The sequence below is a fragment of the Microvirga sp. genome, assembly GCF_014699075.1.
Lineage (GTDB): Bacteria > Pseudomonadota > Alphaproteobacteria > Rhizobiales > Beijerinckiaceae > Microvirga.
Map to the genome: position 1 here is coordinate 41,660 of NZ_JACXAB010000015.1, position 23,502 is coordinate 65,161.

At 62.6% G+C, this 23,502-nt stretch carries 31 protein-coding genes; 1 reads left to right on the top strand and 30 read right to left on the bottom strand.

From position 1 onward, the window contains the following. Positions 1 to 86: 86 nt before the first annotated feature. The 29 genes from rpsK to rpsL form a co-directional block, all read right to left on the bottom strand. Positions 87 to 476, bottom strand: coding sequence for a 30S ribosomal protein S11 (rpsK, locus tag IC232_RS18770; protein ID WP_036353018.1), 390 nt, complete (start codon positions 474 to 476; stop codon positions 87 to 89). A 78-nt stretch (positions 477 to 554) separates the two neighbouring features. Further along, positions 555 to 923, bottom strand: a complete 369-nt coding sequence (gene rpsM / locus IC232_RS18775; protein WP_036353015.1) for a 30S ribosomal protein S13 — start codon at positions 921 to 923, stop codon at positions 555 to 557. A 198-nt stretch (positions 924 to 1,121) separates the two neighbouring features. After that, entirely contained in the window at positions 1,122 to 1,703 is a 582-nt protein-coding gene (locus tag IC232_RS18780) for an adenylate kinase (RefSeq protein WP_190846508.1), read from the bottom strand. A 54-nt stretch (positions 1,704 to 1,757) separates the two neighbouring features. Next, positions 1,758 to 3,095, bottom strand: coding sequence for a preprotein translocase subunit SecY (gene secY, locus IC232_RS18785; RefSeq protein ID WP_190846509.1), 1,338 nt, complete (start codon positions 3,093 to 3,095; stop codon positions 1,758 to 1,760). Positions 3,096 to 3,200: 105 nt separating this feature from the next. Next, positions 3,201 to 3,674, bottom strand: a complete 474-nt coding sequence (gene rplO, locus IC232_RS18790; RefSeq protein ID WP_190846510.1) for a 50S ribosomal protein L15 — start codon at positions 3,672 to 3,674, stop codon at positions 3,201 to 3,203. Between the two features lie 10 nt (positions 3,675 to 3,684). Then, on the bottom strand, positions 3,685 to 3,891 hold the full coding sequence (rpmD, locus tag IC232_RS18795) for a 50S ribosomal protein L30 (RefSeq protein ID WP_190846511.1): 207 nt from the start codon (positions 3,889 to 3,891) through the stop codon (positions 3,685 to 3,687). Between the two features lie 14 nt (positions 3,892 to 3,905). Beyond that, entirely contained in the window at positions 3,906 to 4,475 is a 570-nt protein-coding gene (rpsE, locus tag IC232_RS18800; protein WP_009764316.1) for a 30S ribosomal protein S5, read from the bottom strand. Positions 4,476 to 4,539: 64 nt separating this feature from the next. Continuing rightward, positions 4,540 to 4,902: a 50S ribosomal protein L18 gene (rplR, locus tag IC232_RS18805; RefSeq protein ID WP_190846512.1), complete on the bottom strand. Its 363-nt coding sequence runs from the start codon at positions 4,900 to 4,902 to the stop codon at positions 4,540 to 4,542. 12 nt (positions 4,903 to 4,914) lie between these two features. Next, positions 4,915 to 5,448, bottom strand: coding sequence for a 50S ribosomal protein L6 (gene rplF / locus IC232_RS18810; protein ID WP_190846513.1), 534 nt, complete (start codon positions 5,446 to 5,448; stop codon positions 4,915 to 4,917). A 36-nt stretch (positions 5,449 to 5,484) separates the two neighbouring features. After that, on the bottom strand, positions 5,485 to 5,880 hold the full coding sequence (gene rpsH / locus IC232_RS18815) for a 30S ribosomal protein S8 (RefSeq protein ID WP_036352993.1): 396 nt from the start codon (positions 5,878 to 5,880) through the stop codon (positions 5,485 to 5,487). Between the two features lie 15 nt (positions 5,881 to 5,895). Further along, positions 5,896 to 6,201 (bottom strand): 30S ribosomal protein S14, encoded by a 306-nt coding sequence (gene rpsN / locus IC232_RS18820; protein ID WP_036352989.1) that lies wholly within the window; start codon positions 6,199 to 6,201, stop codon positions 5,896 to 5,898. Positions 6,202 to 6,240: 39 nt separating this feature from the next. After that, positions 6,241 to 6,807: a 50S ribosomal protein L5 gene (gene rplE / locus IC232_RS18825; RefSeq protein ID WP_183450873.1), complete on the bottom strand. Its 567-nt coding sequence runs from the start codon at positions 6,805 to 6,807 to the stop codon at positions 6,241 to 6,243. Then, positions 6,800 to 7,117, bottom strand: a complete 318-nt coding sequence (rplX, locus tag IC232_RS18830; protein WP_190846514.1) for a 50S ribosomal protein L24 — start codon at positions 7,115 to 7,117, stop codon at positions 6,800 to 6,802. The genes rplE and rplX overlap by 8 nt, the downstream gene beginning before the upstream one ends. Further along, on the bottom strand, positions 7,117 to 7,485 hold the full coding sequence (rplN, locus tag IC232_RS18835; RefSeq protein ID WP_009764309.1) for a 50S ribosomal protein L14: 369 nt from the start codon (positions 7,483 to 7,485) through the stop codon (positions 7,117 to 7,119). The genes rplX and rplN overlap by 1 nt, the downstream gene beginning before the upstream one ends. 164 nt (positions 7,486 to 7,649) lie before the next feature. Further along, positions 7,650 to 7,889, bottom strand: a complete 240-nt coding sequence (rpsQ, locus tag IC232_RS18840; RefSeq protein ID WP_036352979.1) for a 30S ribosomal protein S17 — start codon at positions 7,887 to 7,889, stop codon at positions 7,650 to 7,652. Between the two features lie 12 nt (positions 7,890 to 7,901). Beyond that, positions 7,902 to 8,114, bottom strand: coding sequence for a 50S ribosomal protein L29 (gene rpmC, locus IC232_RS18845; RefSeq protein WP_190846515.1), 213 nt, complete (start codon positions 8,112 to 8,114; stop codon positions 7,902 to 7,904). Positions 8,115 to 8,124: 10 nt separating this feature from the next. After that, positions 8,125 to 8,538, bottom strand: a complete 414-nt coding sequence (gene rplP, locus IC232_RS18850; RefSeq protein ID WP_036352973.1) for a 50S ribosomal protein L16 — start codon at positions 8,536 to 8,538, stop codon at positions 8,125 to 8,127. A 24-nt stretch (positions 8,539 to 8,562) separates the two neighbouring features. Continuing rightward, a complete protein-coding gene (rpsC, locus tag IC232_RS18855) occupies positions 8,563 to 9,267 on the bottom strand; it encodes a 30S ribosomal protein S3 (protein WP_036352970.1) in 705 nt (234 codons plus the stop codon). 11 nt (positions 9,268 to 9,278) lie between these two features. Then, positions 9,279 to 9,659 carry a 50S ribosomal protein L22 gene (rplV, locus tag IC232_RS18860; protein ID WP_036352967.1) on the bottom strand — a complete coding sequence of 127 codons (381 nt, stop codon included), beginning with the start codon at positions 9,657 to 9,659 and terminating at the stop codon, positions 9,279 to 9,281. A gap of 1 nt (position 9,660) precedes the next feature. Further along, positions 9,661 to 9,939 (bottom strand): 30S ribosomal protein S19, encoded by a 279-nt coding sequence (rpsS, locus tag IC232_RS18865; RefSeq protein ID WP_036352963.1) that lies wholly within the window; start codon positions 9,937 to 9,939, stop codon positions 9,661 to 9,663. Between the two features lie 15 nt (positions 9,940 to 9,954). After that, positions 9,955 to 10,791: a 50S ribosomal protein L2 gene (rplB, locus tag IC232_RS18870; RefSeq protein ID WP_036352960.1), complete on the bottom strand. Its 837-nt coding sequence runs from the start codon at positions 10,789 to 10,791 to the stop codon at positions 9,955 to 9,957. A 20-nt stretch (positions 10,792 to 10,811) separates the two neighbouring features. Then, positions 10,812 to 11,108 carry a 50S ribosomal protein L23 gene (locus IC232_RS18875; RefSeq protein ID WP_027317106.1) on the bottom strand — a complete coding sequence of 99 codons (297 nt, stop codon included), beginning with the start codon at positions 11,106 to 11,108 and terminating at the stop codon, positions 10,812 to 10,814. Then, positions 11,105 to 11,725 (bottom strand): 50S ribosomal protein L4, encoded by a 621-nt coding sequence (gene rplD / locus IC232_RS18880; protein ID WP_036352955.1) that lies wholly within the window; start codon positions 11,723 to 11,725, stop codon positions 11,105 to 11,107. Before rplD ends, IC232_RS18875 begins: the two co-directional genes overlap by 4 nt. Beyond that, entirely contained in the window at positions 11,725 to 12,453 is a 729-nt protein-coding gene (gene rplC / locus IC232_RS18885) for a 50S ribosomal protein L3 (RefSeq protein ID WP_190846516.1), read from the bottom strand. The genes rplD and rplC overlap by 1 nt, the downstream gene beginning before the upstream one ends. Before the next feature lie 47 nt (positions 12,454 to 12,500). Beyond that, on the bottom strand, positions 12,501 to 12,809 hold the full coding sequence (gene rpsJ / locus IC232_RS18890; protein ID WP_009764298.1) for a 30S ribosomal protein S10: 309 nt from the start codon (positions 12,807 to 12,809) through the stop codon (positions 12,501 to 12,503). Positions 12,810 to 12,877: 68 nt separating this feature from the next. Next, a complete protein-coding gene (gene tuf, locus IC232_RS18895; RefSeq protein WP_190846517.1) occupies positions 12,878 to 14,068 on the bottom strand; it encodes an elongation factor Tu in 1,191 nt (396 codons plus the stop codon). A 44-nt stretch (positions 14,069 to 14,112) separates the two neighbouring features. Next, positions 14,113 to 16,188 (bottom strand): elongation factor G, encoded by a 2,076-nt coding sequence (fusA, locus tag IC232_RS18900; RefSeq protein WP_190846518.1) that lies wholly within the window; start codon positions 16,186 to 16,188, stop codon positions 14,113 to 14,115. 19 nt (positions 16,189 to 16,207) lie between these two features. Next, positions 16,208 to 16,678 (bottom strand): 30S ribosomal protein S7, encoded by a 471-nt coding sequence (gene rpsG / locus IC232_RS18905; RefSeq protein WP_036350590.1) that lies wholly within the window; start codon positions 16,676 to 16,678, stop codon positions 16,208 to 16,210. 33 nt (positions 16,679 to 16,711) lie between these two features. Next, positions 16,712 to 17,083 carry a 30S ribosomal protein S12 gene (rpsL, locus tag IC232_RS18910; RefSeq protein WP_009764294.1) on the bottom strand — a complete coding sequence of 124 codons (372 nt, stop codon included), beginning with the start codon at positions 17,081 to 17,083 and terminating at the stop codon, positions 16,712 to 16,714. A 508-nt stretch (positions 17,084 to 17,591) separates the two neighbouring features. On the opposite strand from rpsL, the gene IC232_RS18915 reads away from it, so the two are divergent. Then, positions 17,592 to 19,193, top strand: coding sequence for a glycosyltransferase family 4 protein (locus tag IC232_RS18915; RefSeq protein ID WP_190846519.1), 1,602 nt, complete (start codon positions 17,592 to 17,594; stop codon positions 19,191 to 19,193). A 63-nt stretch (positions 19,194 to 19,256) separates the two neighbouring features. Here IC232_RS18915 and rpoC read toward each other — a convergent pair whose 3' ends face one another. Continuing rightward, positions 19,257 to 23,432 (bottom strand): DNA-directed RNA polymerase subunit beta', encoded by a 4,176-nt coding sequence (gene rpoC / locus IC232_RS18920; protein ID WP_190846520.1) that lies wholly within the window; start codon positions 23,430 to 23,432, stop codon positions 19,257 to 19,259. Positions 23,433 to 23,502: the final 70 nt, after the last annotated feature.

Below are 23,502 nucleotides of genomic sequence, written 5' to 3' on the forward strand. Positions count from 1 at the left end.
TCTCGAGGTACGGCTTGAAGGGAAGGCCTCGGGGCCAGCCCTTGAAACCGGAACGCGCGTGGGGGTGCCCCACGCGCAGGATAACCTTAGACGCGGCGACGCTTGCGCGGGCGGCAGCCATTGTGCGGGATCGGCGTCACGTCACGGATCGAGGTGACGGTAAAACCGGCCGACTGAAGGGCGCGCAGGGCGGACTCGCGGCCGGAGCCGGGACCCGACACCTCGACCTCAAGGGTGCGCATGCCGTGCTCGGAAGCCTTGCGGGCAGCGTCTTCAGCGGCGATCTGAGCCGCATAAGGGGTCGACTTACGCGAACCCTTGAAACCCATCGCGCCGGCCGAGGACCACGAGATCGTGTTGCCCTGGGCGTCGGTGATGGTGATCATGGTGTTGTTGAACGAGGCGTTCACATGCGCCACGCCGGAAACGATGTTCTTGCGTTCGCGGCGGCGGACGCGGGTAGCTTCTTTAGCCATTCCAAAGATCCTTCAAGCGCGCCCGTCATGCCAGGCGCTCGGGAGAAAGGGCCACCCGCCAGGGGTGGCCGCAAAACCTTACTTCTTCTTGCCGGCGATCGGCTTCGACTTGCCCTTGCGGGTGCGGGCATTCGTGTGCGTGCGCTGGCCGCGGACCGGCAGGCTGCGTCGGTGGCGCAGGCCACGGTAGGCAGCGAGGTCCATCAGGCGCTTGATGTTCATGGACACTTCGCGGCGCAGGTCGCCCTCGACGATGTAGTCGCGGTCGATGGTCTCGCGGATGGCCAGAACCTCGGCGTCGGTCAGCTGGTTCACGCGGCGCTCGGCCGGGATGTTGACCTTCTCGACGATCTCCTGGGCCTTTTTGGGCCCAATGCCGTGGATGTACTGAAGCGCGATTACAACGCGCTTGGCAGTCGGGATGTTGACGCCTGCTATACGGGCCATCGTCCGTCTCCATATAAGAAGCAAAAGCTTCGGGTTATGATTATCGCGCGTCCGGTGGAGGCCGGCCCCTGCGCGGGTTCCTTATGCGAAAAACACAACAATCCAGAGCGGCCTCTCATGAAGCCCTCTGGATATGCAGGTTCTTGTGCAAGAGCTTGCCCCTAACGGAAATTAACCCGTCCGTCAAGCCCCTGCCCTTCAGCGGCCGAGGATTTCCCTGATCGCCTGGGTCACATCGTCGATGGGTTTCATGCCATCGACGGTCTTCAGCATGCCCGTACGCTCGTAGTAGGCCGAGAGCGGAGCCGTCTGATTTCTGTAGGCGTCAAGCCGGGTCTTGAAGACCTCCGGGTTGTCATCCTTACGGACAGGTTCACCACGGGCCTCGGTTTCCTTGGCCCGCTTGACGATCCGCTCAACCAGTTCAGTCTCGTTGACCTTGAACTCGATGACAGCGTCGAGCTTCAGGCCCTTGTCCGCCAACATCCGGTCGAAAGCCTCGGCCTGGGCAACAGTCCTGGGAAAGCCGTCGAGGATGAAGCCGGTCTTGGCGTCATGCTCCTCGATCCGATCGGCGATGATGCCGACGACAATGTCGTCAGACACCAACTCACCCCGGTCCATGACGGCCTTGGCCTTGAGGCCGACCGGCGTGCCGGCCGCCACGGCTGCGCGGAGCATATCGCCCGTCGAAAGCTGGGGAATCCCCAGCCTCTCGACCAGACGTACAGCCTGAGTGCCTTTACCGGCCCCCGGCGGCCCCAGCAGGATGATCCTCATCGACGCCCCCCTGACTTCGTCGAGAATGCTCGCCTTCGGGCGAGATATCTGTTGTTAGCGTCTGCGTGCACCCTTGAGCTTCGCCTTCTTGACGAGGCCCTCATACTGGTGGGCGAGCAGGTGACCGTGCACCTGAGCAACCGTGTCCATGGTAACAGACACGACGATCAGAAGCGAAGTCCCGCCAAAGTAGAATGGCAAAGCCGCATAAGACACCAGCAGTTCGGGAATAAGGCAGATGATCACCAGGTAAATCGCACCGAGCACCGTGATGCGGGTCAGAACCTGGTCGATGAAGTCCGCTGTCCGCTCACCAGGACGGATGCCAGGAATGAAGCCGCCCTGCTTCTTCAGGTTGTCCGCTGTCTCCGTGGGATTGAAGACGATAGCCGTGTAGAAGAACGCGAAGAACACGATCAGGGCCGCATACAGGAACATGTAGGCAGGACGTCCGTGGGCGAGATAGGCTGTTAGCGTGGCAATGAACCCCGTCCCGTCCGCGTTGCTCTGGAAGCTGGCAATGGTCGCCGGCAGCAGCAGAAGCGAGGAGGCGAAGATCGGCGGGATCACGCCCGAGGTGTTCAGCTTGAGCGGCAGGAACGAGGTCTGGCCCTCGTACATGCGGTTGCCGACCTGACGCTTCGGATAGTTGATGAGGAGGCGGCGCTGGGCGCGCTCCATGAACACCACGAAGTAGATGATGGCGACAGCCATCACGATCACGCCGATGATCAGGCCCGTGGAGATAGCCCCCTGACGGCCGAGCTCGAGGGTACCGGCGATCGCCGATGGGAGATTGGCCACGATACCGGCGAAGATGATCAGCGACGTGCCGTTGCCGATGCCGCGGGACGTGATCTGCTCGCCCAGCCACATGAGGAACATGGTGCCGCCCGTCAGGGTGATCACGGACGAGATCAGGAAGAACGGACCGGGTGCATCCACGATCGTGCCGGAGCTTTGCAGGCCCACGGCAATGCCCCACGACTGGAACACAGCCAGCATCACCGTGAGATAGCGGGTGTACTGGTTCAGGATCTTGCGGCCGGCCTCCCCTTCCTTCTTGAGCGCTTCAAGAGAAGGAAGAACGGAGGTCAGGAGCTGAACAATGATCGAGGCTGAAATGTACGGCATGATGTTCAGGGCGAAGATCGCCATGCGCTCCACGGCGCCGCCCGAGAACATGTTGAAGAGGCCAAGCACGCCGCCGCTGGCGTTCTGGAAGCTCTGCGCCAGGGCTTCCGGGTTGATGCCGGGCAGCGGGATGTAGGTGCCGAGACGATAGACGATCAGGGCGCCCAAGGTGAACCAGATGCGCTTCTTCAGCTCATCGGCCTTGGCAATGGCGCCGAAATTGATATTTGCCGCAAGTTGCTCGGCTGCTGAGGCCATAATGGTGTCCCCGAAATACTTGAACCGTGACAGTATCACGCAAACGGCGGCCACGCGATCATAACGCGGGCCGCCGCTTGGATCTTAGTCAATGTGGGCGCTGGCTCACGCCTGCGCAACGCCACCCAGCAGGGTGACAGAGCCACCAGCCTTCTCGATCGCTTCGACGGCCGACTTCGAGGCGCCGTGGACCTGGAAGGAGAGCTTCGTCTTGAGCTCGCCGACGCCGAGGATCTTCACGCCGTCGCGCGGCTTGGAGACCACACCGGCAGCCACCAGAGTCTCGACCGTGATGGCAGCGCCCGTGTCGAGCTTGCCGGCTTCGATCGCCTGCTGGATGCGGCCGACATTGACCTCGTTGAGGTCAATCTGGTTCGGCTTGTTGAAGCCGCGCTTCGGCAGACGGCGATGCAGAGGCATCTGGCCGCCTTCGAAGCCCTTGATGGACACGCCGGTACGGGACTTCTGTCCCTTCACGCCGCGACCACCGGTCTTGCCCTTGCCGGAGCCGATACCACGGCCGACACGCATGCGGTTCTTGGTAGAACCTTCGTTGTCACGAATTTCATTAAGTTTCATGACGCTCTCCTCACTGCCCGTCGACAACGCGCACGAGGTGCTTGACCTTTTCGATCATACCGCGAATTGCCGGCGTGTCTTCCAAGGTCGAAGTACGGTGAAGCTTGTTGAGCTTGAGGCCGATCAGCGTCTGGCGCTGCTTGGACTCGCGGCGGATCGGCGAACCGATCTGCTCAACGGTGACGGTGGATGCTGCAGCAGCAGGCCTCTGTGCCATGGTTACAGCCTTCCTTACGCTTCAGCGCCAGCGGCTTCGCTGACATCAGCATCGCGGCGGCGAGCCTGCAGCGTCGAGACCTTCAGGCCACGGCGAGCGGCGACCGAACGCGGGCTATCCTCGTTCTTGAGCGCATCGAAGGTTGCGCGGACGAGATTGTACGGGTTCGACGAGCCGAGCGACTTGGCAACCACGTCCTGCATGCCCACCACCTCGAAGACGGCGCGCATTGGGCCGCCGGCGATGATGCCGGTACCCTGGGGAGCAGCACGGAGCACAACCTTGCCGGCGCCGTGGCGGCCGTTCACGTCGTGATGCAGGGTGCGGCCTTCGCGAAGGGCAACGCGGATCATGGAGCGCTTGGCAGCGTCCGTGGCCTTGCGGATGGCTTCCGGCACTTCACGGGCCTTGCCGTGACCGAAGCCGACGCGGCCCTTCTGGTCGCCGACGACGACGAGAGCAGCAAAGCCGAACCGACGGCCGCCCTTCACCACCTTGGCGACGCGGTTGATGTGGACCAGGCGGTCCACGAATTCGCTGTCGCGCTCTTCGCGATCAGCACGTTCTCTTGGTTCTCTAGCCATGAGACCTCTCACTTGCGCGGGCGGCGGGCCCGCTCGCTAAGGGTTGCTTGGATTAAACCCGCCGTTAGAAATCCAGACCGCCTTCACGGGCAGCGTCAGCCAGGGCCTTGACGCGACCGTGATAGAGGTAGCCCGAGCGGTCGAAAATGACCTGCTTGACGCCGGCCGCAACCGCGCGCTCAGCGACGAGCTTGCCCACTTCCTTCGCCGCATCGACAGTGGCGCCGGTCTTGAGCTTGCCCTTCAGGTCAGTCTCGAGGGTCGAAGCCGCAGCGACCGTATGGCCGCGCACGTCGTCGATGATCTGGGCATAGATCTGCTTGGACGAACGGAAGACCGACAAACGCGGACGACCGTTCGCTGCTTTCTTGATCGCACGGCGCACACGAGCCTTGCGGCGATCTTCAGCGCCTTTCTTCTCAGCCATGATACGTCGTCCTTACTTCTTCTTGCCTTCCTTGCGGAAGATGAACTCGTTGGCATACTTGACGCCCTTGCCCTTGTAGGGCTCCGGACCGCGGTATTCGCGGATCTCGGCGGCAGTCTGACCAACGACCTGCTTGTCGATGCCGGCCACAACGACTTCCGTCGGCTTCGGCGTCGTGATCGTCACGCCGGCCGGAATCGCATAGTCGATGTCGTGGCTGTAGCCCAGCGACAGCTTCAGCACCTTGCCGGCAACGGCGGCCTTGTAGCCGACGCCGTTGATCTCAAGGCGCTTCTCGAAGCCTTTGGACACGCCTTCGACCAGGTTCGCCACCTGGGCGCGGGACATACCCCACTTCGCACGGGCCGTCTTGGACTCATCGCGCGGGTTCACCGACACGGCGCCGTCCTCGAAAGCAACCAAGACTTCTTCGGGAACGAGGAACGAGAGTTCGCCCTTCGAGCCCTTAACCTTCACCATCTGACCGTCAACGGTCGCCGTCACACCTGACGGAACCGGAACGGGCTTCTTGCCTACTCGTGACATTTTCGAATCCTCGTGGTTCTGTGCGGGTGCTTGGCCTTAGAAGACCTTGCAGAGCACTTCGCCGCCCACGTTCTTCTCCCGGGCCTCGTGATCGGCCATCACGCCCTGGGGCGTCGAGAGAATGGTGATGCCCAGGCCGTCGGCCACGCGAGGCATGGTATCGACGGAGGCATACACGCGGCGGCCGGGCTTGGAGACGCGCTCGATGGAGCGGATCACCGGCTGGCCGTCATAGTACTTGAGCTCGATCGAGAACTCGGTCCGGCCGTTGCCGAACTCTGTCTGCGAGTAGTCGCGGATGTAGCCCTCGGACTTGAGAACCTCAAGAACGCGAGCGCGCAGCTTCGAGCCAGGGGTGGAGACGGTACCGCGACGGCGCATCTGCGCGTTGCGGATACGGGTGAGCATATCGCCCAACGGATCGTTGATCATATGATGCCCTCCCCCCTACCAGCTGGACTTCACGAGGCCTGGAATCAGGCCCTTGTTGCCGAGCTCGCGCAGAGCGATACGGGACATGCCGAGCTTGCGGTAGTAAGCGCGGGGACGGCCCGTGATCTCGCAACGGTTGCGGATGCGGGTCGGGCTCGCGTTGCGCGGCAGCTCGGCCAGCTTGAGGCGCGCCTCGAAGCGCTCCTCCATGGACTTCGACTCGTCGTTGGCGACCGCCAGGAGGCGCTCACGGCGGCCGGCGAACTTCTTCACCAGCTCACGACGGTGCTTGTTCTTCTCAATAGCGCTTTTCTTAGCCATGCTTTTATCTCCAGTGTCCGCGTTTGAGGACAGTTATCCTCACTGCCGGAACGGGAAGTTGAAGTGACGCAGCAGGGCGCGGGCTTCGTCGTCAGTCTTCGCCGTAGTGGTGATGATGACGTCCATGCCCCAAACCTGCTCGACCCTGTCGTAATTGATCTCAGGGAACACCAGGTGCTCCTTGATGCCCATTGCGTAGTTGCCGCGGCCGTCGAACGACTTCGGGTTCAGGCCCCGGAAGTCGCGGACGCGCGGGAGCGCGATGGTCACGAAGCGATCAAGGAACTCGTACATGCGAGCCTTGCGCAGCGTAACCTTGGCACCGATCGGCATGTTCTCGCGAACCTTGAACTGCGAGATAGCCTTGCGGGCCTTTGTGATCACCGGCTTCTGGCCGGCGATGAGAGCGAGATCGGCAGCGGCGACCGAAGCCTTCTTCGAGTCCGCAGTCGACTCGCCAACGCCCATGTTGAGGACGATCTTCTCGATCGCCGGCACTTCCATGGGGTTCTTGTAGCCGAATTCTTCAATCAGCTTCGGACGCACCACTTCCTCGTAGTGCTTCTTCATCCGCGGCGTGTAGCCGTCCACCTGAGCCTTAGCCATCGATCAGGTCCCCCGAACGCTTGGCGAAACGGACCTTGCGGCCGTCTTCGAGAACTTTGAAACCAACCCGGGTCGGCTTGCCGTCCTTGGGGTCTGCGTAGGCCAGGTTCGACAGGTGGATGGCGGCCTCTTTCGAGATGATGCCGGCTTCCGAGCTTGCCGTCTGACGCTGGTGGCGCTTCACGACGTTCACGCCACGGACAACCGCGCGTTCTTCCTTCGGGAGCACCTGGACAACTTCACCGGTCTTGCCCTTGTCGCGACCGGTCAGGACGACGACCTTGTCGCCCTTCTTGATCTTCGCGGCCATTAGAGCACCTCCGGCGCAAGCGAAATGATTTTCATGTGGTTCTTGGCACGCAGCTCACGCGGAACGGGGCCGAAGATACGGGTGCCGACCGGCTCTTTCTGATTGTTGATCAGAACGGCGGCATTGCGGTCGAAACGGATGACCGAACCGTCAGCGCGGCGGATGTCCTTGGCGGTGCGCACGACGACCGCCTTCATGACGTCGCCCTTCTTCACGCGACCGCGCGGGATAGCTTCTTTCACGGATACGACGATGATATCGCCCACGGAAGCGTACTTACGCTTCGAACCGCCGAGAACCTTGATGCACATCACGCGACGGGCGCCGGAATTGTCGGCGACGTCAAGATTCGTCTGCATCTGGATCATGGCTTTGATCCTTTCCTTTGTTTCAGACAGGTTTCCGGGCATAGGCACGATTGCCCCCCGGACTACGCCTGACGGGGATCTGATGTCCCCTGCCCTTCAAATGTCGAGAGAGGCGGTCGTATTACACGAACCGCCCCTATCGGACAACCCCAAAAGAAAGCTTTTTAGGCCTTCGCTTGGTCGACGAGCACCCAGGTCTTGAGCTTGGAGAACGGCTTGGTTTCTTCGATGAAGACCTGGTCGCCCACCTTGGCATTGTTGTTCTCGTCATGAGCATGGTAGTTCTTCGTCTTACGCACGGTCTTCTTCAGAACCGGGTGCGTAAAGCGACGCTCCACCTTCACAACGACCGTCTTGTCCTGCTTATCGCTGACAACGACGCCCTGCAAAACGCGCTTTGGCATCTTGATTTCCTCTTAAGCCTTGGCCGCAGCGGCCTTCTGGCGCTGCAGTGTCTTGACGCGGGCGACATCCCGACGGACCTCACGGACGCGTCCGGTGTTCTCAAGCTGGCCCGTGGCGCGCTGGAAGCGGAGGTTGAACTGCTCCTTCTTCAGGTTCAGCAGCTCATCCGACAGCTGGTCGGCGGACATTGCCTTAAGGTCAGAGAATCTCTGCTTCGTTTTCATGATCCCCTCCTTACTCGGCGATGCGCTGGATGAAGCGCGTCTTGATCGGAAGCTTCGCAGCGCCGAGGCGCAAGGCCTCACGAGCGATATCCTCCGGCACGCCGTCGATCTCGAACATGATACGGCCAGGCTTCACCTTGGCCGCCCAGAATTCGGGAGCGCCCTTACCCTTACCCATACGCACTTCGGTCGGCTTCGACGACACCGGCACGTCCGGGAAGATGCGGATCCACACCCGGCCCGCGCGCTTCATGGCGCGGGTGATGGCGCGGCGAGCCGCCTCGATCTGGCGAGCGTTGACACGCTCGGGTTCCATCGCCTTCAGGCCGAACTGGCCGAAGTTGAGGTCCGTGCCGCCCTTCGCAGTGCCGGAAATGCGGCCCTTGAATTGCTTACGGAACTTGGTTTTCTTCGGTTGCAACATGGCAAACCTCTCCTGACCTCTCGGTTACGCCGCTTGCTCGCGGCGGCCACCGGAGCGGCCTCCTTCGTCGTTCATCCGCTTGTCCTGGGCCATCGGATCGTGCTCAAGGATTTCACCCTTGAAGATCCAGACCTTGATGCCGCAGGTGCCATAGGTCGTGAAAGCCGTGGACGTTCCGTAATCCACGTCCGCACGCAGGGTGTGCAGCGGAACGCGGCCCTCGCGGTACCATTCCAGGCGGGCGATTTCAGCGCCACCCAGACGGCCTGAGCAGTTGATACGGATGCCCTCGGCGCCCAGACGCATCGCCGATTGAACGGCGCGCTTCATGGCGCGGCGGAACGCAACGCGGCGCTCGAGCTGCTGGGCGATGGAATCGGCCACCAGCGTCGCGTCAACTTCCGGCTTGCGGACTTCGACGATGTTGATCGCCACATCCGCGTCGGTCATCTTAGCGACGAGCTTGCGGAGCTTCTCGATGTCGGCACCCTTCTTGCCGATCACCACGCCCGGACGACCCGAGTGAATGGTGACGCGGCACTTCTTGTGCGGACGCTCGATCACAATCTTCGAAACGGCGGCCTGCTTCAGCTGCTTCATCAGCGCTTCGCGGATCGCCATATCCTCGTGCATCAGCTTGGCGTACTCGCCCTTGCCGGCGAACCAGCGCGAGTCCCAGGTCCGGTTGATGCCGAGCCGAAGACCGATCGGGTTAACTTTCTGACCCATCTGGTTCTCCTTTATGCCTGTTCGGCAACTTCCCGAACCACGATAGTGAGGTTCGAGAACGGCTTTTCGATACGAGCACCCCGGCCACGGGCCCGGGCGTGGAAGCGCTTCATGACAAGCGCCTTGCCGACGAAGGCCTGGCTCACGACGAGATCGTCCACATCGAGATTGTGGTTGTTCTCGGCATTGGCAATGGCGCTCTCGAGGCACTTCTTCACGTCGCGAGCGATGCGCTTGCGGGAGAACTCGAGATCGGCGAGAGCCGCAGAAACCTTCTTGCCGCGGATAAGGGCCGCAACAAGGTTGAGCTTCTGGGGGCTGACGCGCAGCATGCGAGCGACGGCTTGTGCCTCTGTGTCACTCAGTGCGCGAGGAGTCGCGGCCTTACCCATCTTACTTCCTCTTCGCCTTCTTGTCCGCCGCGTGGCCGTGGAAGGTGCGGGTCGGCGAGAACTCGCCGAACTTGTGACCCACCATTTCCTCGCTCACGTTGACGGGAATGTGCTTCTGACCGTTGTAGACCCCGAACGTGAGGCCCACAAACTGCGGGAGGATCGTGGAGCGGCGGCTCCAGATCTTGATAACCTCGTTGCGGCCCGAGGAACGGGCAGCCTCGGCCTTCTTGAGGAGGTAGCCGTCGACGAACGGACCCTTCCAAAGCGAACGTGCCATGACGTGCCTCTATCCTTACTTCTTCCGAGCGTGACGGCTCGACACGATGAACTTGTCGGTCCGCTTGTTCGAACGGGTTTTCTTGCCCTTGGTCGGAACGCCCCATGGGGACACCGGATGGCGACCACCGGAGGTACGGCCCTCACCACCACCGTGCGGGTGGTCGATCGGGTTCATGGAAACACCGCGGTTATGCGGACGCTTGCCAAGCCAGCGGTTACGACCAGCCTTACCGATCGAGGTGTTCATGTGGTCCGGGTTCGACACCGCACCGACGCTGGCGAAGCACTGGCCATGAACCAGGCGCTGCTCGCCGGAGTTCAGGCGGACCGTCACGTAGCCCTGGTCACGACCCACGATCTGGGCATAGGTGCCGGCGGAGCGGGCGAGTGCGCCACCCTTGCCGACCTTCAGCTCCACATTGTGGATGATCGTTCCCACCGGCATGTTGCCGATCGGCATCGCGTTGCCCGGCTTGATGTCGACCTGCTCGCCGGCCGACACCTGATCGCCGACAGCGAGACGCTGCGGGGCCAGGATGTAGGCCTGCTCGCCGTCAGCGTAGCCGATGAGCGCGATGAAGGCGGTGCGGTTCGGATCGTACTCGATCCGCTCCACGGTCGCCACATCGCCCAGACGGGCACGACGCTTGAAGTCGACCAGACGCAGGGTGCGCTTGTGACCACCGCCACGGAAGCGGACGGTCACGCGACCCAGGTTGTTACGGCCGCCGGAGGAGCTCTTGCCCTCCGTCAGCTTCTTGACCGGCTTGCCCTTGTAGAGCTCGCTGCGGTCCACGATCACCAGCTGGCGCAGGCCGGGGGTGATTGGTTTGAATGTTTTCAAAGCCATCGGATCACTCTCTCAACCGATCAGAGGCCCGTCGTGACGTCGATGGTCTGGCCCTCAGCGAGGGTTACAACCGCCTTCTTCACGTCCGACCGCTGGCCGCGGGTGCCGCGGAACATCTTCACTTTGCCTTTAGTGAGGATCGTATTGACGCTCTTCACCTTGACATCGAACAGCTTCTCAACCGCTTCCTTGATCTGCGGCTTCGTCGCATCCAGTCGAACCTTGAAGACGACCTTGTTCTGTTCGGACAGGGCCGTGGCCTTCTCGGTAATGACCGGGCTCACGATTACATCGTAATGGCGCGGGTCCAGGCTCATTTGAAGCGCGCCTCCAGCGCATCGACAGCCGCCTTCGTGAGAACGAGCTTCTCGCGACGCAGGATGTCATAGACGTTGATGCCCTGCACCGGCAGGACGTCGATGTTCGGGATGTTGCGAGCAGCCCGCTGGAAGTTCGTCTCGATCTCAGCGCCGCCGATGATCAGGGCGTTGCCGAGGCCGAGCTTGCCGAAGCGCTCGACGAGAGCCTTCGTCTTCGCCTCGGAGAGCTTCACATCATCGATGACGATAAGGGAAGCGTCCTTGGCCTTGGACGAGAGCGCGTGCCTCAGAGCGAGAGCGCGAACCTTCTTGGGCAGGTCGTGAGCATGGCTGCGGACCTGCGGGCCGAAGGCACGACCGCCGCCCCGGAACTGGGGAGCGCTCGCGGCGCCGTGGCGGGCGCTGCCGGTGCCCTTCTGCTTGTAGACCTTCTTCGTGGTCCGATCGATCAGCGAGCGGTTCTTCACGGCGTGCGTGCCGGCCTGGCGCTTTGCGAGCTGCCAGCGGACGCAACGGGCCAGAAGATCGGCGCGCGGCTCGAGACCGAAGATGGCCTCGTTCAGGTCGACCGAACCAGCGGTGTTGCCCTCAAGCGTGGTGACATCAAGTTTCATCACGCATTCTCCTCTTGGGCCTGCTCAGCCAGGGCGGCCGGCGCAGCATCGTTGGCCGTGCGGAACTTGCCGGGCATCGGCACTTCTGCAGGCAGCTTGCGCTTCACCGCGTCGCGGACGAAGATCCAGCCGCCGGCAACGCCGGGAACGGCGCCTTCGACGAGGATCAGACCGCGCTCGACGTCGGTCGACACCACACGCAGGTTCTGCGTGGTGACGCGCTCGACACCCAGGTGACCTGGCATCTTCTTGTTCTTGAACGTCTTGCCCGGATCCTGGCGTCCGCCGGTCGAACCGATCGAGCGGTGGGAGACCGACACGCCGTGCGTGGCGCGCAGTCCGCCGAAGTTCCAGCGCTTCATGCCGCCGGCGAAGCCCTTACCGGTGGTGATGCCCGTGACGTCCACGAACTGACCGGCAATGAAGTGATCAGCGGTGATCTCGGCGCCGACCGGGATGACAGCATCCTCGGAGACGCGGAACTCCGCGAGCTTGCGCTTCGGCTCGACCTTGGCAATGGCAAAATTGCCGCGCTCGGCCTTCGAAACGTTCTTCACCTTGGCCTTTCCGACGCCGACCTGCAGCGCGGTGTAGCCGTTCTTTTCCTTGGTCCGGTGGGCGACAACCTGGCAGCTGTCGACCTTCAGAACCGTGACGGGGATGTGTTCGCCGGCATCCGTGAAGATGCGGGTCATCCCGAGTTTCTGTGCAATGACGCCTGAGCGCATGTGCGTATCCTCTCGGCGTGTCTACCGAAAGCTCCTAGCCCAACGGCTTAGAGCTTGATTTCCACGTCCACACCAGCAGCAAGATCGAGCTTCATAAGGGCATCAACCGTCTGCGGGGTGGGGTCCACGATATCGAGAACACGCTTGTGAGTGCGCATCTCGAACTGCTCGCGCGACTTCTTGTCGATGTGCGGCGAGCGAAGCACCGTAAAGCGCTCGATGCGCGTCGGCAGCGGGATGGGCCCGCGAACCTGAGCGCCGGTCCGCTTCGCAGTCGACACGATTTCCCGTGTCGAAGCGTCGAGGATCCGATGGTCGAACGCCTTAAGGCGAATACGAATGTTTTGACCGTTCATGGCTTATCCATTCAACAAGGGAAGCGACCGAGCCGTGACCCGGCCGCTGTCCTTTGATCCTCTAAAAATCAATCCATCACGGCGGCGACGACGCCGGCGCCGACGGTGCGGCCGCCCTCACGGATGGCGAAGCGCAGCTTCTCTTCCATGGCGATCGGCGCAATCAGCGTCACCTCCATGGTGATGTTGTCGCCCGGCATCACCATCTCGGTGCCCTCAGGCAGCGTCACCACGCCCGTCACGTCCGTCGTGCGGAAGTAGAACTGCGGACGGTAGTTGCCGAAGAACGGCGTATGACGGCCGCCCTCTTCCTTCGTCAGGATGTAGGCCTCGGCCTTGAACTTCGTGTGCGGCTTGATCGAGCCCGGCTTGCACAGCACCTGGCCGCGCTCCACGTCCTCGCGCTTCGTACCACGAAGCAGCACGCCCACGTTGTCGCCCGCCTGGCCCTGGTCGAGCAGCTTGCGGAACATCTCAACGCCCGTGACCGTCGTCTTGACCGTGGCCTTCAGGCCCACGATCTCAACTTCCTCACCAACCTTGACCACGCCGCGCTCCACGCGACCCGTCACCACCGTGCCGCGGCCCGAGATCGAGAACACGTCCTCGATCGGCATCAGGAACGGCTGGTCGATCGGACGCTCCGGCTGCGGGATGTAGGCATCGACTTCCGCCATCAGCTTGAGCACCGCATCGCGGCCGATCTCAGGCTGACGGTCCTCCAGGGCGCAAAGAGCCGAGCCCTTCACGATCGGAATGTCGTCGCCGGGGAAGTCGTACTTCGACAGAAGCTCGCGCACCTCGAGCTCAACCAGGTCGAGCAGCTCGGCGTCGTCGACCATGTCGACCTTGTTCATGAACACCACCAGGGCGGGCACGCCCACCTGGCGGGCCAGCAGGATGTGCTCGCGGGTCTGCGGCATCGGGCCGTCAGCCGACGACACCACCAGGATCGCGCCGTCCATCTGGGCCGCACCCGTGATCATGTTCTTCACGTAGTCGGCGTGGCCGGGGCAGTCCACGTGGGCATAGTGCCGGTTCTTCGTCTCGTACTCCACGTGAGCCGTCGAGATCGTGATGCCGCGCGCCTTCTCTTCCGGTGCCTTGTCGATCTGGTCGTACGCCGTAAACGTCGCTCCGCCCGACTCCGCCAGAACCTTCGTGATCGCCGCCGTCAGAGACGTCTTGCCATGGTCCACGTGACCAATCGTCCCAATGTTGCAGTGCGGCTTATTCCGCTCAAACTTTTCCTTCGCCATCGTGGCACCCGTTCCTTTGATCGTTCAAATTTTGCTTAGTGGGTTCAGGCGTATTTCGCCTGAACCTCGGCAGCCACGTTCGACGGCACCTGCTCGTAGTGGTCGAACTGCATGGTGTAGCTCGCACGACCCTGGCTCATGCCGCGCAGGGTGTTGACGTAGCCGAACATGTTGGCAAGCGGGACCATCGCGTTGATGACCACGGCGTTGCCGCGCATGTCCTGACCCTGGATCTGACCACGGCGGGAGTTCAGATCGCCGATCACCGAACCCGTGTAGTCTTCAGGGGTCGTGACCTCGACCTTCATCACCGGCTCGAGCAGAACCGAACCACCCTTCTGGAGGGCTTCACGGAGGGCCGCACGGGAGGCGATTTCGAAGGCCAGAGCCGACGAGTCGACTTCGTGGAAGGCACCGTCGATGAGCTCGACCTTGAGGTCGACCACCGGGAAGCCGGCAACGACGCCAGCACCCACGACCGACTGCAGGCCCTTCTCGACGCCCGGGATGTACTCCTTGGGCACCGCACCGCCGACGATCTTCGACTCGAAGGCGAAGCCTGCACCCTGCTCGTTCGGCTGAACGACGATCTTGACTCGGGCGAACTGGCCCGTACCGCCGGTCTGCTTCTTGTGGGTGTAGTCGATCTCGGCCTTCTTCGTGACCGTCTCACGATAGGCCACCTGCGGAGCGCCGATATTCGCATCGACCTTGTAGGTACGACGGAGAATGTCGACCTTGATGTCGAGGTGAAGCTCGCCCATGCCCTTCAGGATCGTCTGGCCCGACTCCTGGTCGGTGGAGACGCGGAAGGACGGGTCCTCGGCAGCCAGCTTCGACAGGGCCAGGCCCAGCTTCTCCTGGTCGGCCTTCGACTTCGGCTCGATGGCGATCTCGATCACCGGCTCCGGGAACTCCATGCGCTCCAGGATCACGGCCTTGCTCGGGTCGCACAGCGTGTCGCCGGTGCGGACTTCCTTGAGGCCTGCGAGAGCGACGATGTCGCCCGCATAGGCTTCCTTGATGTCCTCGCGGTTGTTCGCATGCATCAGCAGCATGCGGCCGACGCGCTCTTTCTTGTCGCGAGACGAGTTGAGCAGGGTGTCGCCAGCATTCACCTTACCGGAATAGACGCGGCAGAAGGTGATCGTACCGACGAAGGGGTCGTCCATGATCTTGAAGGCAAGCATGGAGAAGCCTTCGTCGTCCTTCGGCAGACGGGTCGTCGGCTCTTCGGTCTTGAAGTCGATGCCCTGGATAGCCTCACGGTCTGCCGGGGACGGCAGGAAGTCCACGACGGCGTCGAGCAGGGGCTGAACGCCCTTGTTCTTGAACGCGGAGCCGCAGAGCACCGGGTGGAAGGCGCGACGCTGCACGGCCGTGCGGATCAGGCGGCGCAGGGTAGCCTCGTCCGGCTCCTGGCCGTCGAGGTAGGCCATCATGGCCTCGTCATCCATCTCGACGGCAGCTTCGACGAGCTTGCCGCGATACTCGAGGGCCTGATCCTTCAGGTCATCGGGGATCTCGACTTCGTCGAAGTTCGCGCCGAGCGCCTCGCCGGACCAGATCAGAGCCTTCATCTTGATCAGATCGACCATGCCACGGAAATCGCTCTCCGCTCCGATCGGGATCTGAAGGCAGACAGGCTTGCCGGCAACGCGCTTGATGATGTCGGCGACGCAGCTGAAGAAGTTCGCGCCGGTCTTGTCCATCTTGTTGACGAACACGACACGCGGAACGTCGTACTTGTCGGCCTGGCGCCAAACGGTCTCGGTCTGGGGCTCAACGCCCTGGTTGCCGTCGAGAACGCAGACGGCGCCGTCGAGCACGCGCAGCGAACGCTCGACTTCGATGGTGAAGTCGACGTGGCCGGGGGTGTCGATGATGTTCAGGCGCTTGTCGCGCCAGAAGCAGGTGGTGGCAGCGGACGTGATCGTGATGCCACGCTCCTGCTCCTGCTCCATCCAGTCCATGGTGGCGGCACCTTCGTGCACTTCACCGATCTTGTGGGACTTACCGGTGTAGTAAAGGATGCGCTCGGTCGTCGTGGTCTTGCCGGCATCGATGTGGGCCATGATGCCGAAGTTGCGGTAGTCCTCAATCGCGTGCGTGCGGGGCATCGCTCAGCTCCTCAGACCTTTACCAGCGGTAATGCGAGAACGCACGGTTGGCTTCCGCCATACGGTGGGTGTCTTCGCGCTTCTTCACGGCATTGCCGCGGTTGTTCGAGGCATCGAGCAGCTCAGCGGAGAGACGCTCGATCATGGTCTTGTCGTTGCGGCCGCGAGCGGCCTGGATGATCCAGCGGATCGCGAGAGCCTGACGGCGCTCGGTACGAACCTCGACCGGGACCTGGTAGGTCGCACCGCCGACGCGGCGGGAGCGAACCTCGATCGCCGGAGCGACGTTGTCGAGGGCCTGCTTGAAGACCTCGAGCGGGTTCGCCTTGGCGCGGCTTTCGATGCTGTCGAACGCACCGTAGACGATGCTCTCGGCAGCGGACTTCTTGCCGTCGTACATGATGGAATTCATGAACTTGGTGACGACGATATCGCCGAACTTGGCGTCCGGGATGATCTCACGCTTTTCGGCGCTATGGCGGCGGGACATGAGCGAGCTCCGACCTCAAATACAGTTGACGGCTTACTTCGGCCGCTTCGCGCCGTACTTCGAACGACGCTGCTTACGATTCTTCACGCCCTGGGTGTCAAGGACACCACGGAGGATGTGATAACGGACACCCGGAAGGTCCTTCACGCGGCCGCCGCGGATCATGACCACGGAGTGCTCCTGAAGGTTGTGACCCTCACCCGGGATGTACCCGATGACTTCGAACCCGTTCGTCAGACGAACCTTGGCGACCTTACGCAGAGCCGAGTTCGGCTTCTTCGGGGTCGTCGTATAAACGCGCGTGCACACGCCACGCTTCTGCGGGCAGGCCTCAAGCGCGGGAACCTTATTCCGGCTCTTTTGCGCAGTCCGCGGCTTGCGGATCAGCTGAGAGATCGTTGGCATCCTGTGCCCTCTTTGACCGGCTACCCGACGGCAGCCATGAATGTGTCTTCAACGGTTGAACGCCGCCCTTCGCTTCTGCGGACCCTTTAAGGTTGCACAAAACGAAGCCACGCCATTGACTTTGGTAAGCCCTTGGCGCGGTGCGATTGCAGAGGACCACGATCTGTAGACCGCGGTCGTGCCCTAAATCTGACAAGTGTCAGTCAAGGTTGAGTTCGGCAGCGTTTAGGTGGCATCCGTCGAAGCTAGGCGCCTCGACTGGCGAAAACCTACGGCCAGCCGGAAAGTCCGGTCTCTCTAGCGTCCGAGTCGCGCAAAGTCAACACTTTTCGGTAACGATCCAGAAAGGTGCTCCCAAAAGACGGGATGCAGCCGGGCCTTTGCTTCCTATATGGGTTTTCTCCCGTTCGGCACAAGGTTATGAAGTAGCAACGATGCTGAGGGGCGAGCGGTGACGGCGGCGATACACTTTGAAACTGAGGCGTATGATGTGACCCATGGGAAACGGATGGGCCGCCACTTCGCCGGTCATGGCTTCCTCTCGGCTTTCGCCCGCTATTCGTCCGAGAGTGATCCTGTCGGCTATGTCGGCAATGCGAAGCTCGGAGCGGGATTCTGTAGTTTCATCAAGAGCTTCCGCCCGGAGAGCTCTCCGCGTTACATCGTGGCCGCCAAGGCGGGCGCTCTCAGGCAGGTGGGCTGCCTGTTCACGCCCAGCCCGATCAACGCTGCGCAAACGTGGCAGAGGGAGATGCACGGACCGAGGTCCTGGAGCCTGTGCGGGGTGAATCACACCCTCTCGTCGGCCCGTGCCATGGATGCATTGACCGCCCTCCTTAGCGCTGCAGTGCAGCCCTGGGATGCGATCGTCTGCACGTCGACGGCCTCCCGTGCGGTCATCGAGACGCTGTTCCCCCGCCAGGAAGATCACCTGTCGCGGCGCCTGGGCGCTAGCCGCTTCGTCAGGCCACAACTCCCGGTGATTCCTCTGGGCGTGGACTGCGATGCGCAAGCTCGGCGATCGGAACGGAAGGAAGAGGCGCGCTCGTCCCTCGCTATCGAACCGGGTGACTTCGTCGTTCTGTTTCTTGGGCGCCTGTCTTTTCATGCCAAAGCGAATCCGACTCCCATGTACCTGGCCCTGGAGCGCTTGGCCCGCCGTCATCGGGTGGTCCTGTTTGAGTGCGGCTGGACGGCCAACGATCAGATCGCACAAGCCTTCGCAGAAGCAAGCGCCAAGCTCTGTCCGTCAGTGCGATCCATCGTGCTCGATGGCCGCGTCGATGAGGTCCGGGCTAGGGCCTGGGCGGCGGCGGACGTGTTCTGCTCCCTGTCCGACAACATTCAGGAGACCTTCGGCCTGACCCCGATTGAGGCCATGGCAGCCGGCCTTTCGGTGGTGGTGACAGATTTGGATGGATATAAGGATGCGGTCAGGAACGGCATCGACGGATTTGCCATCCCGACCATGGCTGCTCCGCCGGGAGCGGGACAGCATCTTGCAGCGCGCCACGCGCTCGAAGTCGACAGCTACGATTCCTATATCGGCCAAGCATCGACTGCCGTCGCCGTGGGCGTGGATGCAACGGCAGCAGCCTTCGAGCGTCTCGCGGCCGATCCGGACTTGTGCCGCCGCATGGGTGCAAACGGAGCGGCCCGTGCGAGAGAGCGTTTCGACTGGAAAGTCATTGTCAGAGCCTATGAGGACCTGTGGCAGGAACTGGCCGCCCTCAAGAATTCCGGTCAGGCAGCGCCCTCCCCTGAAGCCATGCGCGGCTTCTGGCCGGCCCGTCCCGATCCGTTCGAGCTCTTCGCCAGCTTCCCTTCGCTCCCCTTCTCCACGCAGCACATCGTTTCACAGGTCGCCGGCATCGGTGAGACAGAGGTGCTGGAGCGGCTGAGCCTGAGGGTGTCTCTGGTGAATGCGGTACCGGAAGTTTCCTCCACCTCCCTTCTTGCGCTGTGGAAGCTGGCCGGCGGCCAAGGCAAAACGATCCGGGATGTTCTTGCCGCGCACCGGAACGCCTCAGCAGCCCTGACCGTCAGAGCCCTCCTGTGGCTGGCGAAGCTTGGCCTGCTCACGATCACCCTCAGGCAAGAGCGTCCGTGACCGACCGCCCACGAAAAAGGCCGCCCGGAGGCGGCCTTTCCATTGTTGCGATGTCTTCGCAGCTTACTCGGCTGCCGGAGGCAGCTCGCTGACCTGAGCCTGGGATTCGGAACGCTTCTGCTGCAGGATCAGTTCGTCGCGATGGGTCGCAACAGCCTTGATCTGAGCGGTGAGCGCGCCCGTGCCAGCCGGGATCAGGCTGCCGACGATAACGTTCTCCTTGAGGCCCTCGAGGGTATCGACCTTGCCATTGACCGCCGCTTCCGTGAGGACGCGGGTGGTCTCCTGGAAGGACGCCGCCGAGATGAAGGAGCGGGTCTGCAGCGAGGCCTTGGTGATGCCGAGCAGAACCGGCACGCCGACGGCGGGCTTCTTCTTCTCGGACACGAGACGCTCGTTGATCTCCTCGAACTCGAGACGATCCACCTGCTCGCCATTGAGCAGCTCGGAATCGCCGCCCTCGGTGATCTCAACCTTCTGCAGCATCTGGCGAACGATCACCTCGATGTGCTTGTCGTTGATGAGCACGCCCTGGAGGCGGTAGACCTCCTGGATCTCGTTCACAAGGTAGGCCGCGAGTTCCTCGACGCCCTTGATCGCTAGGATGTCGTGCGGTGCCGGGTTGCCGTCGACGATGAAGTCTCCGGTCTCGACCACGTCGTTATCCTGAAGGTGGATGTGCTTGCCCTTCGGGATCAGGTACTCCACCGGCTCCGAACCATCGTGCGGGTTCAGCGTCAGGCGACGCTTGCTCTTGTAGTCGCGGCCGAACTGGATCGTGCCGGACTTCTCCGCAATGATGGCTGCGTCCTTCGGACGACGGGCCTCGAACAGCTCCGCCACGCGCGGCAGACCGCCCGTGATGTCGCGGGTCTTGGCGCTCTCGGTCGAGACGCGGGCGAGGATGTCGCCGGCCTTGACCTTCGAGCCCGGATCGGCCGCGAGAATCGCGTCCACAGGCAGCAGGTAGCGAGCGTCGCCGCCGCGGGCGACCTTGGCCACCTTGCCGCCGGCGCCCTGGATGACCACCGCCGGACGCAGATCGGCCGTACGCGGAGAACCGCGCCAGTCGATGACCACGCGCTTGGCGATGCCGGTGGACTCGTCCATCGACTCGATCATCGATGCGCCGTCCACGAGGTCCTCGTAGTCCACCGTACCGTCGATCTCGGTGAGGATCGGACGGGAGTAAGGATCCCACTCGGCAATACGCTGGCCGCGCTTGATCGTGTCGCCCTCGTCCACCTTCAGGCGGGAGCCGTATTGCAGGCGGTGAACCGCCCGCTCGGCGCCGTCCGAACCGATAATCACAACAGCCACGTTGCGGCCCATGACGACGAGATCGCCGTCGGAGTTGCCCGCAATGTTCTTGTTGCGGAAGCCGATCGTGCCTTCGAAGCTCGACTCGATGAAGGACGAGTCGGCAATCTGGGCCGCACCGCCGATGTGGAAGGTACGCATGGTGAGCTGCGTGCCCGGCTCGCCGATGGACTGAGCCGCGATGACGCCGACAGCCTCGCCGTGGTTGACCGGGGTACCCCGGGCCAAGTCGCGGCCGTAGCAGGTGGCGCAGACGCCGTTCTTCGACTCGCAGACGAGCACGGAGCGGATCTTCACCTCCTGGATACCGGCAGCGCCGATCGCCTCGAGGTGATGCTCCTCGATCATCGTTCCCTTGGGCACGATGACGGCGCCGTCCTGGGCCAGCAGATCCTCCGCCGTCGAGCGGCCGAGGATGCGGGACGCCAGCGACGCGACCACCTGGCCGGCGTCGATGATGGCGCGCATCTTGATGCCGCGCTCGGTGCCGCAATCCGGCTCACGGATGACCGCGTCCTGCGCCACGTCGACGAGGCGGCGGGTCAGGTAGCCCGAGTTCGCGGTCTTGAGCGCGGTGTCGGCCAGACCCTTACGGGCGCCGTGGGTCGAGTTGAAGTACTCGAGAACGTCGAGGCCTTCCTTGAAGTTCGAGATGATCGGCGTCTCGATGATCTCGCCCGACGGCTTGGCCATGAGGCCGCGCATTGCCGCGAGCTGCTTCATCTGGGCCGGCGAACCACGAGCACCCGAGTGGGACATCATGTAGATCGAGTTGACCGGCTTATCGCGGCCGTTCTCGTCCTTCTGCACCGTGGAAATGCGGTTCATCATCTCGCCGGCGAGACGGTCCGAGCACTTCGCCCAGGCGTCGACAACCTTGTTGTACTTCTCGCCCTGGGTGATGAGGCCGTCCTGGTACTGCTGCTCGTAGTCCTTCGCGAGGGCACGGGTCTCCTCGACGATCTCCCACTTGTTCTCCGGGATCACCATGTCGTCCTTGCCGAACGAGATGCCGGCCCTGAACGCATTGTAGAAGCCGAGGCCCATGATGCGATCGCAGAAGATCACCGACTCCTTCTGACCGCAGTGCCGGTACACGGCATCGATCATGTTGGAGATCTCCTTCTTCGTCATGAGCTTGTTCACGACGTCGAAGGGAAGCATCGGGTGCTTCGGCAGGAGGCGCGAGAGCATGACGCGGCCGGCCGTGGTGTCGACGATCTTCGACACCGGCTTGCTGTCCTCGTCGAGGCCTTCCCAACGGTAGCGGATCTTCGTGTGGAGCGTGATGACCTTCTCGTTCAGGGCATGCTCGATCTCGCCCATGTCGGCGAAGGCCTTGCCCTGGCCGGGCTGGCCGTCCGACACGATGGAGAGATAGTAGAGGCCGAGAACGATGTCCTGCGACGGCACGATGATCGGCTGACCGTTGGCCGGGTGCAGGATGTTGTTGGTCGACATCATCAGCACGCGGGCTTCAAGCTGAGCCTCGAGCGAGAGCGGCACGTGGACGGCCATCTGGTCGCCGTCGAAGTCCGCGTTGAACGCGGCGCAGACGAGCGGGTGCAGCTGGATCGCCTTGCCCTCGATCAGGGTGGGCTCGAACGCCTGGATGCCCAGGCGGTGCAGGGTCGGCGCGCGGTTCAGGAGAACCGGGTGCTCGCGGATGACCTCGTCCAGGATGTCCCAAACCTCGGGTTTTTCCTTCTCGACGAGCTTCTTCGCCTGCTTGACGGTGGCGGAGAGACCCCGCGCGTCGAGCTTGGCGTAGATGAACGGCTTGAAGAGCTCGAGCGCCATCTTCTTCGGCAGGCCGCACTGGTGCAGCTTGAGCTCGGGACCCACCACGATGACCGAACGGCCCGAGTAGTCCACGCGCTTGCCGAGCAGGTTCTGACGGAACCGGCCCTGCTTGCCCTTGAGCATGTCGGCGAGCGACTTCAGCGGGCGCTTGTTGGCGCCGGTGATGACGCGGCCGCGGCGGCCGTTGTCGAACAGGGCGTCGACCGCCTCCTGGAGCATGCGCTTCTCGTTGCGGACGATGATGTCCGGCGCACGCAGCTCCATGAGCCTCTTCAGGCGGTTGTTGCGGTTGATGACGCGGCGGTAGAGGTCGTTCAGATCCGAGGTCGCGAAGCGGCCGCCGTCCAGCGGCACGAGCGGACGCAGATCCGGCGGGATCACCGGAACGACCGTCATGATCATCCACTCGGGCTTGTTGCCCGACTGGACGAAGGCCTCGATGATCTTGAGGCGCTTCATGAGCTTCTTGGGCTTCAGCTCGGACGTGGTGACCGCGATCTCCTCGCGGATCTCCTGCGCAGTCTTCTCGAGGTCGAGCTCCTGCAGGATCCGGCGGATAGCCTCCGCGCCGATCATGGCCGTGAAGCTGTCCTCACCGAACTCGTCCTGAGCACGGATGTACTCCTCCTCGCTGAGGAGCTGACGGTCCTTGAGCGGCGAAAGGCCCGCATCGACGACGATGTAGGACTCGAAATAGAGGATGCGCTCCAGATCCTTCAGGGTCATGTCGAGCAGCAGACCGATGCGGCTCGGCAGGGACTTGAGGAACCAGATGTGAGCGACGGGCGCAGCGAGCTCGATGTGGCCCATGCGGTCGCGACGAACGCGGGCCAGCGTCACCTCGACGCCGCACTTCTCGCAGATCACGCCCTTGTACTTCATGCGCTTGTACTTGCCGCACAGGCACTCGTAGTCCTTGATCGGGCCAAAGATGCGCGCGCAGAACAAGCCGTCGCGCTCGGGCTTGAACGTACGGTAGTTGATGGTCTCCGGCTTCTTGATCTCGCCGTAGGACCAGGACAGAATCTTCTCAGGGCTCGCGATCGAGATCTTGATCTGATCGAAGCTCTGCGGCTGGGCCGTCTGGTTGAAGAGATTCATGACCTCTTGATTCATCGCCGTCTCCTGAGCTGGAGGGCGCTAGATAAGCACCCTCACCGGCAATTGCATGGGGCCGCGGCATCAT

Coding starts and splice junctions, on each gene's coding strand:
- rpsK (WP_036353018.1), bottom strand. CDS start 476: ATGGCTAAAGAAGCTACCCGCGTCCGCCGCCGCGAACGCAAGAACATC.
- rpsM (WP_036353015.1), bottom strand. CDS start 923: ATGGCCCGTATAGCAGGCGTCAACATCCCGACTGCCAAGCGCGTTGTA.
- IC232_RS18780 (WP_190846508.1), bottom strand. CDS start 1,703: ATGAGGATCATCCTGCTGGGGCCGCCGGGGGCCGGTAAAGGCACTCAG.
- secY (WP_190846509.1), bottom strand. CDS start 3,095: ATGGCCTCAGCAGCCGAGCAACTTGCGGCAAATATCAATTTCGGCGCC.
- rplO (WP_190846510.1), bottom strand. CDS start 3,674: ATGAAACTTAATGAAATTCGTGACAACGAAGGTTCTACCAAGAACCGC.
- rpmD (WP_190846511.1), bottom strand. CDS start 3,891: ATGGCACAGAGGCCTGCTGCTGCAGCATCCACCGTCACCGTTGAGCAG.
- rpsE (WP_009764316.1), bottom strand. CDS start 4,475: ATGGCTAGAGAACCAAGAGAACGTGCTGATCGCGAAGAGCGCGACAGC.
- rplR (WP_190846512.1), bottom strand. CDS start 4,902: ATGGCTGAGAAGAAAGGCGCTGAAGATCGCCGCAAGGCTCGTGTGCGC.
- rplF (WP_190846513.1), bottom strand. CDS start 5,448: ATGTCACGAGTAGGCAAGAAGCCCGTTCCGGTTCCGTCAGGTGTGACG.
- rpsH (WP_036352993.1), bottom strand. CDS start 5,880: ATGATCAACGATCCGTTGGGCGATATGCTCACCCGTATCCGCAACGCG.
- rpsN (WP_036352989.1), bottom strand. CDS start 6,201: ATGGCTAAGAAAAGCGCTATTGAGAAGAACAAGCACCGTCGTGAGCTG.
- rplE (WP_183450873.1), bottom strand. CDS start 6,807: ATGGCTAAGGCTCAGGTGGACGGCTACACGCCGCGGATGAAGAAGCAC.
- rplX (WP_190846514.1), bottom strand. CDS start 7,117: ATGGCCGCGAAGATCAAGAAGGGCGACAAGGTCGTCGTCCTGACCGGT.
- rplN (WP_009764309.1), bottom strand. CDS start 7,485: ATGATCCAGATGCAGACGAATCTTGACGTCGCCGACAATTCCGGCGCC.
- rpsQ (WP_036352979.1), bottom strand. CDS start 7,889: ATGCCAAAGCGCGTTTTGCAGGGCGTCGTTGTCAGCGATAAGCAGGAC.
- rpmC (WP_190846515.1), bottom strand. CDS start 8,114: ATGAAAACGAAGCAGAGATTCTCTGACCTTAAGGCAATGTCCGCCGAC.
- rplP (WP_036352973.1), bottom strand. CDS start 8,538: ATGTTGCAACCGAAGAAAACCAAGTTCCGTAAGCAATTCAAGGGCCGC.
- rpsC (WP_036352970.1), bottom strand. CDS start 9,267: ATGGGTCAGAAAGTTAACCCGATCGGTCTTCGGCTCGGCATCAACCGG.
- rplV (WP_036352967.1), bottom strand. CDS start 9,659: ATGGGTAAGGCCGCGACTCCTCGCGCACTGAGTGACACAGAGGCACAA.
- rpsS (WP_036352963.1), bottom strand. CDS start 9,939: ATGGCACGTTCGCTTTGGAAGGGTCCGTTCGTCGACGGCTACCTCCTC.
- rplB (WP_036352960.1), bottom strand. CDS start 10,791: ATGGCTTTGAAAACATTCAAACCAATCACCCCCGGCCTGCGCCAGCTG.
- IC232_RS18875 (WP_027317106.1), bottom strand. CDS start 11,108: ATGAGCCTGGACCCGCGCCATTACGATGTAATCGTGAGCCCGGTCATT.
- rplD (WP_036352955.1), bottom strand. CDS start 11,725: ATGAAACTTGATGTCACCACGCTTGAGGGCAACACCGCTGGTTCGGTC.
- rplC (WP_190846516.1), bottom strand. CDS start 12,453: ATGCGCTCAGGCGTCATTGCACAGAAACTCGGGATGACCCGCATCTTC.
- rpsJ (WP_009764298.1), bottom strand. CDS start 12,809: ATGAACGGTCAAAACATTCGTATTCGCCTTAAGGCGTTCGACCATCGG.
- tuf (WP_190846517.1), bottom strand. CDS start 14,068: ATGGCGAAGGAAAAGTTTGAGCGGAATAAGCCGCACTGCAACATTGGG.
- fusA (WP_190846518.1), bottom strand. CDS start 16,188: ATGCCCCGCACGCACGCGATTGAGGACTACCGCAACTTCGGCATCATG.
- rpsG (WP_036350590.1), bottom strand. CDS start 16,678: ATGTCCCGCCGCCATAGCGCCGAAAAGCGTGAGATCATCCCGGACGCC.
- rpsL (WP_009764294.1), bottom strand. CDS start 17,083: ATGCCAACGATCTCTCAGCTGATCCGCAAGCCGCGGACTGCGCAAAAG.
- IC232_RS18915 (WP_190846519.1), top strand. CDS start 17,592: ATGGGCCGCCACTTCGCCGGTCATGGCTTCCTCTCGGCTTTCGCCCGC.
- rpoC (WP_190846520.1), bottom strand. CDS start 23,432: ATGAATCAAGAGGTCATGAATCTCTTCAACCAGACGGCCCAGCCGCAG.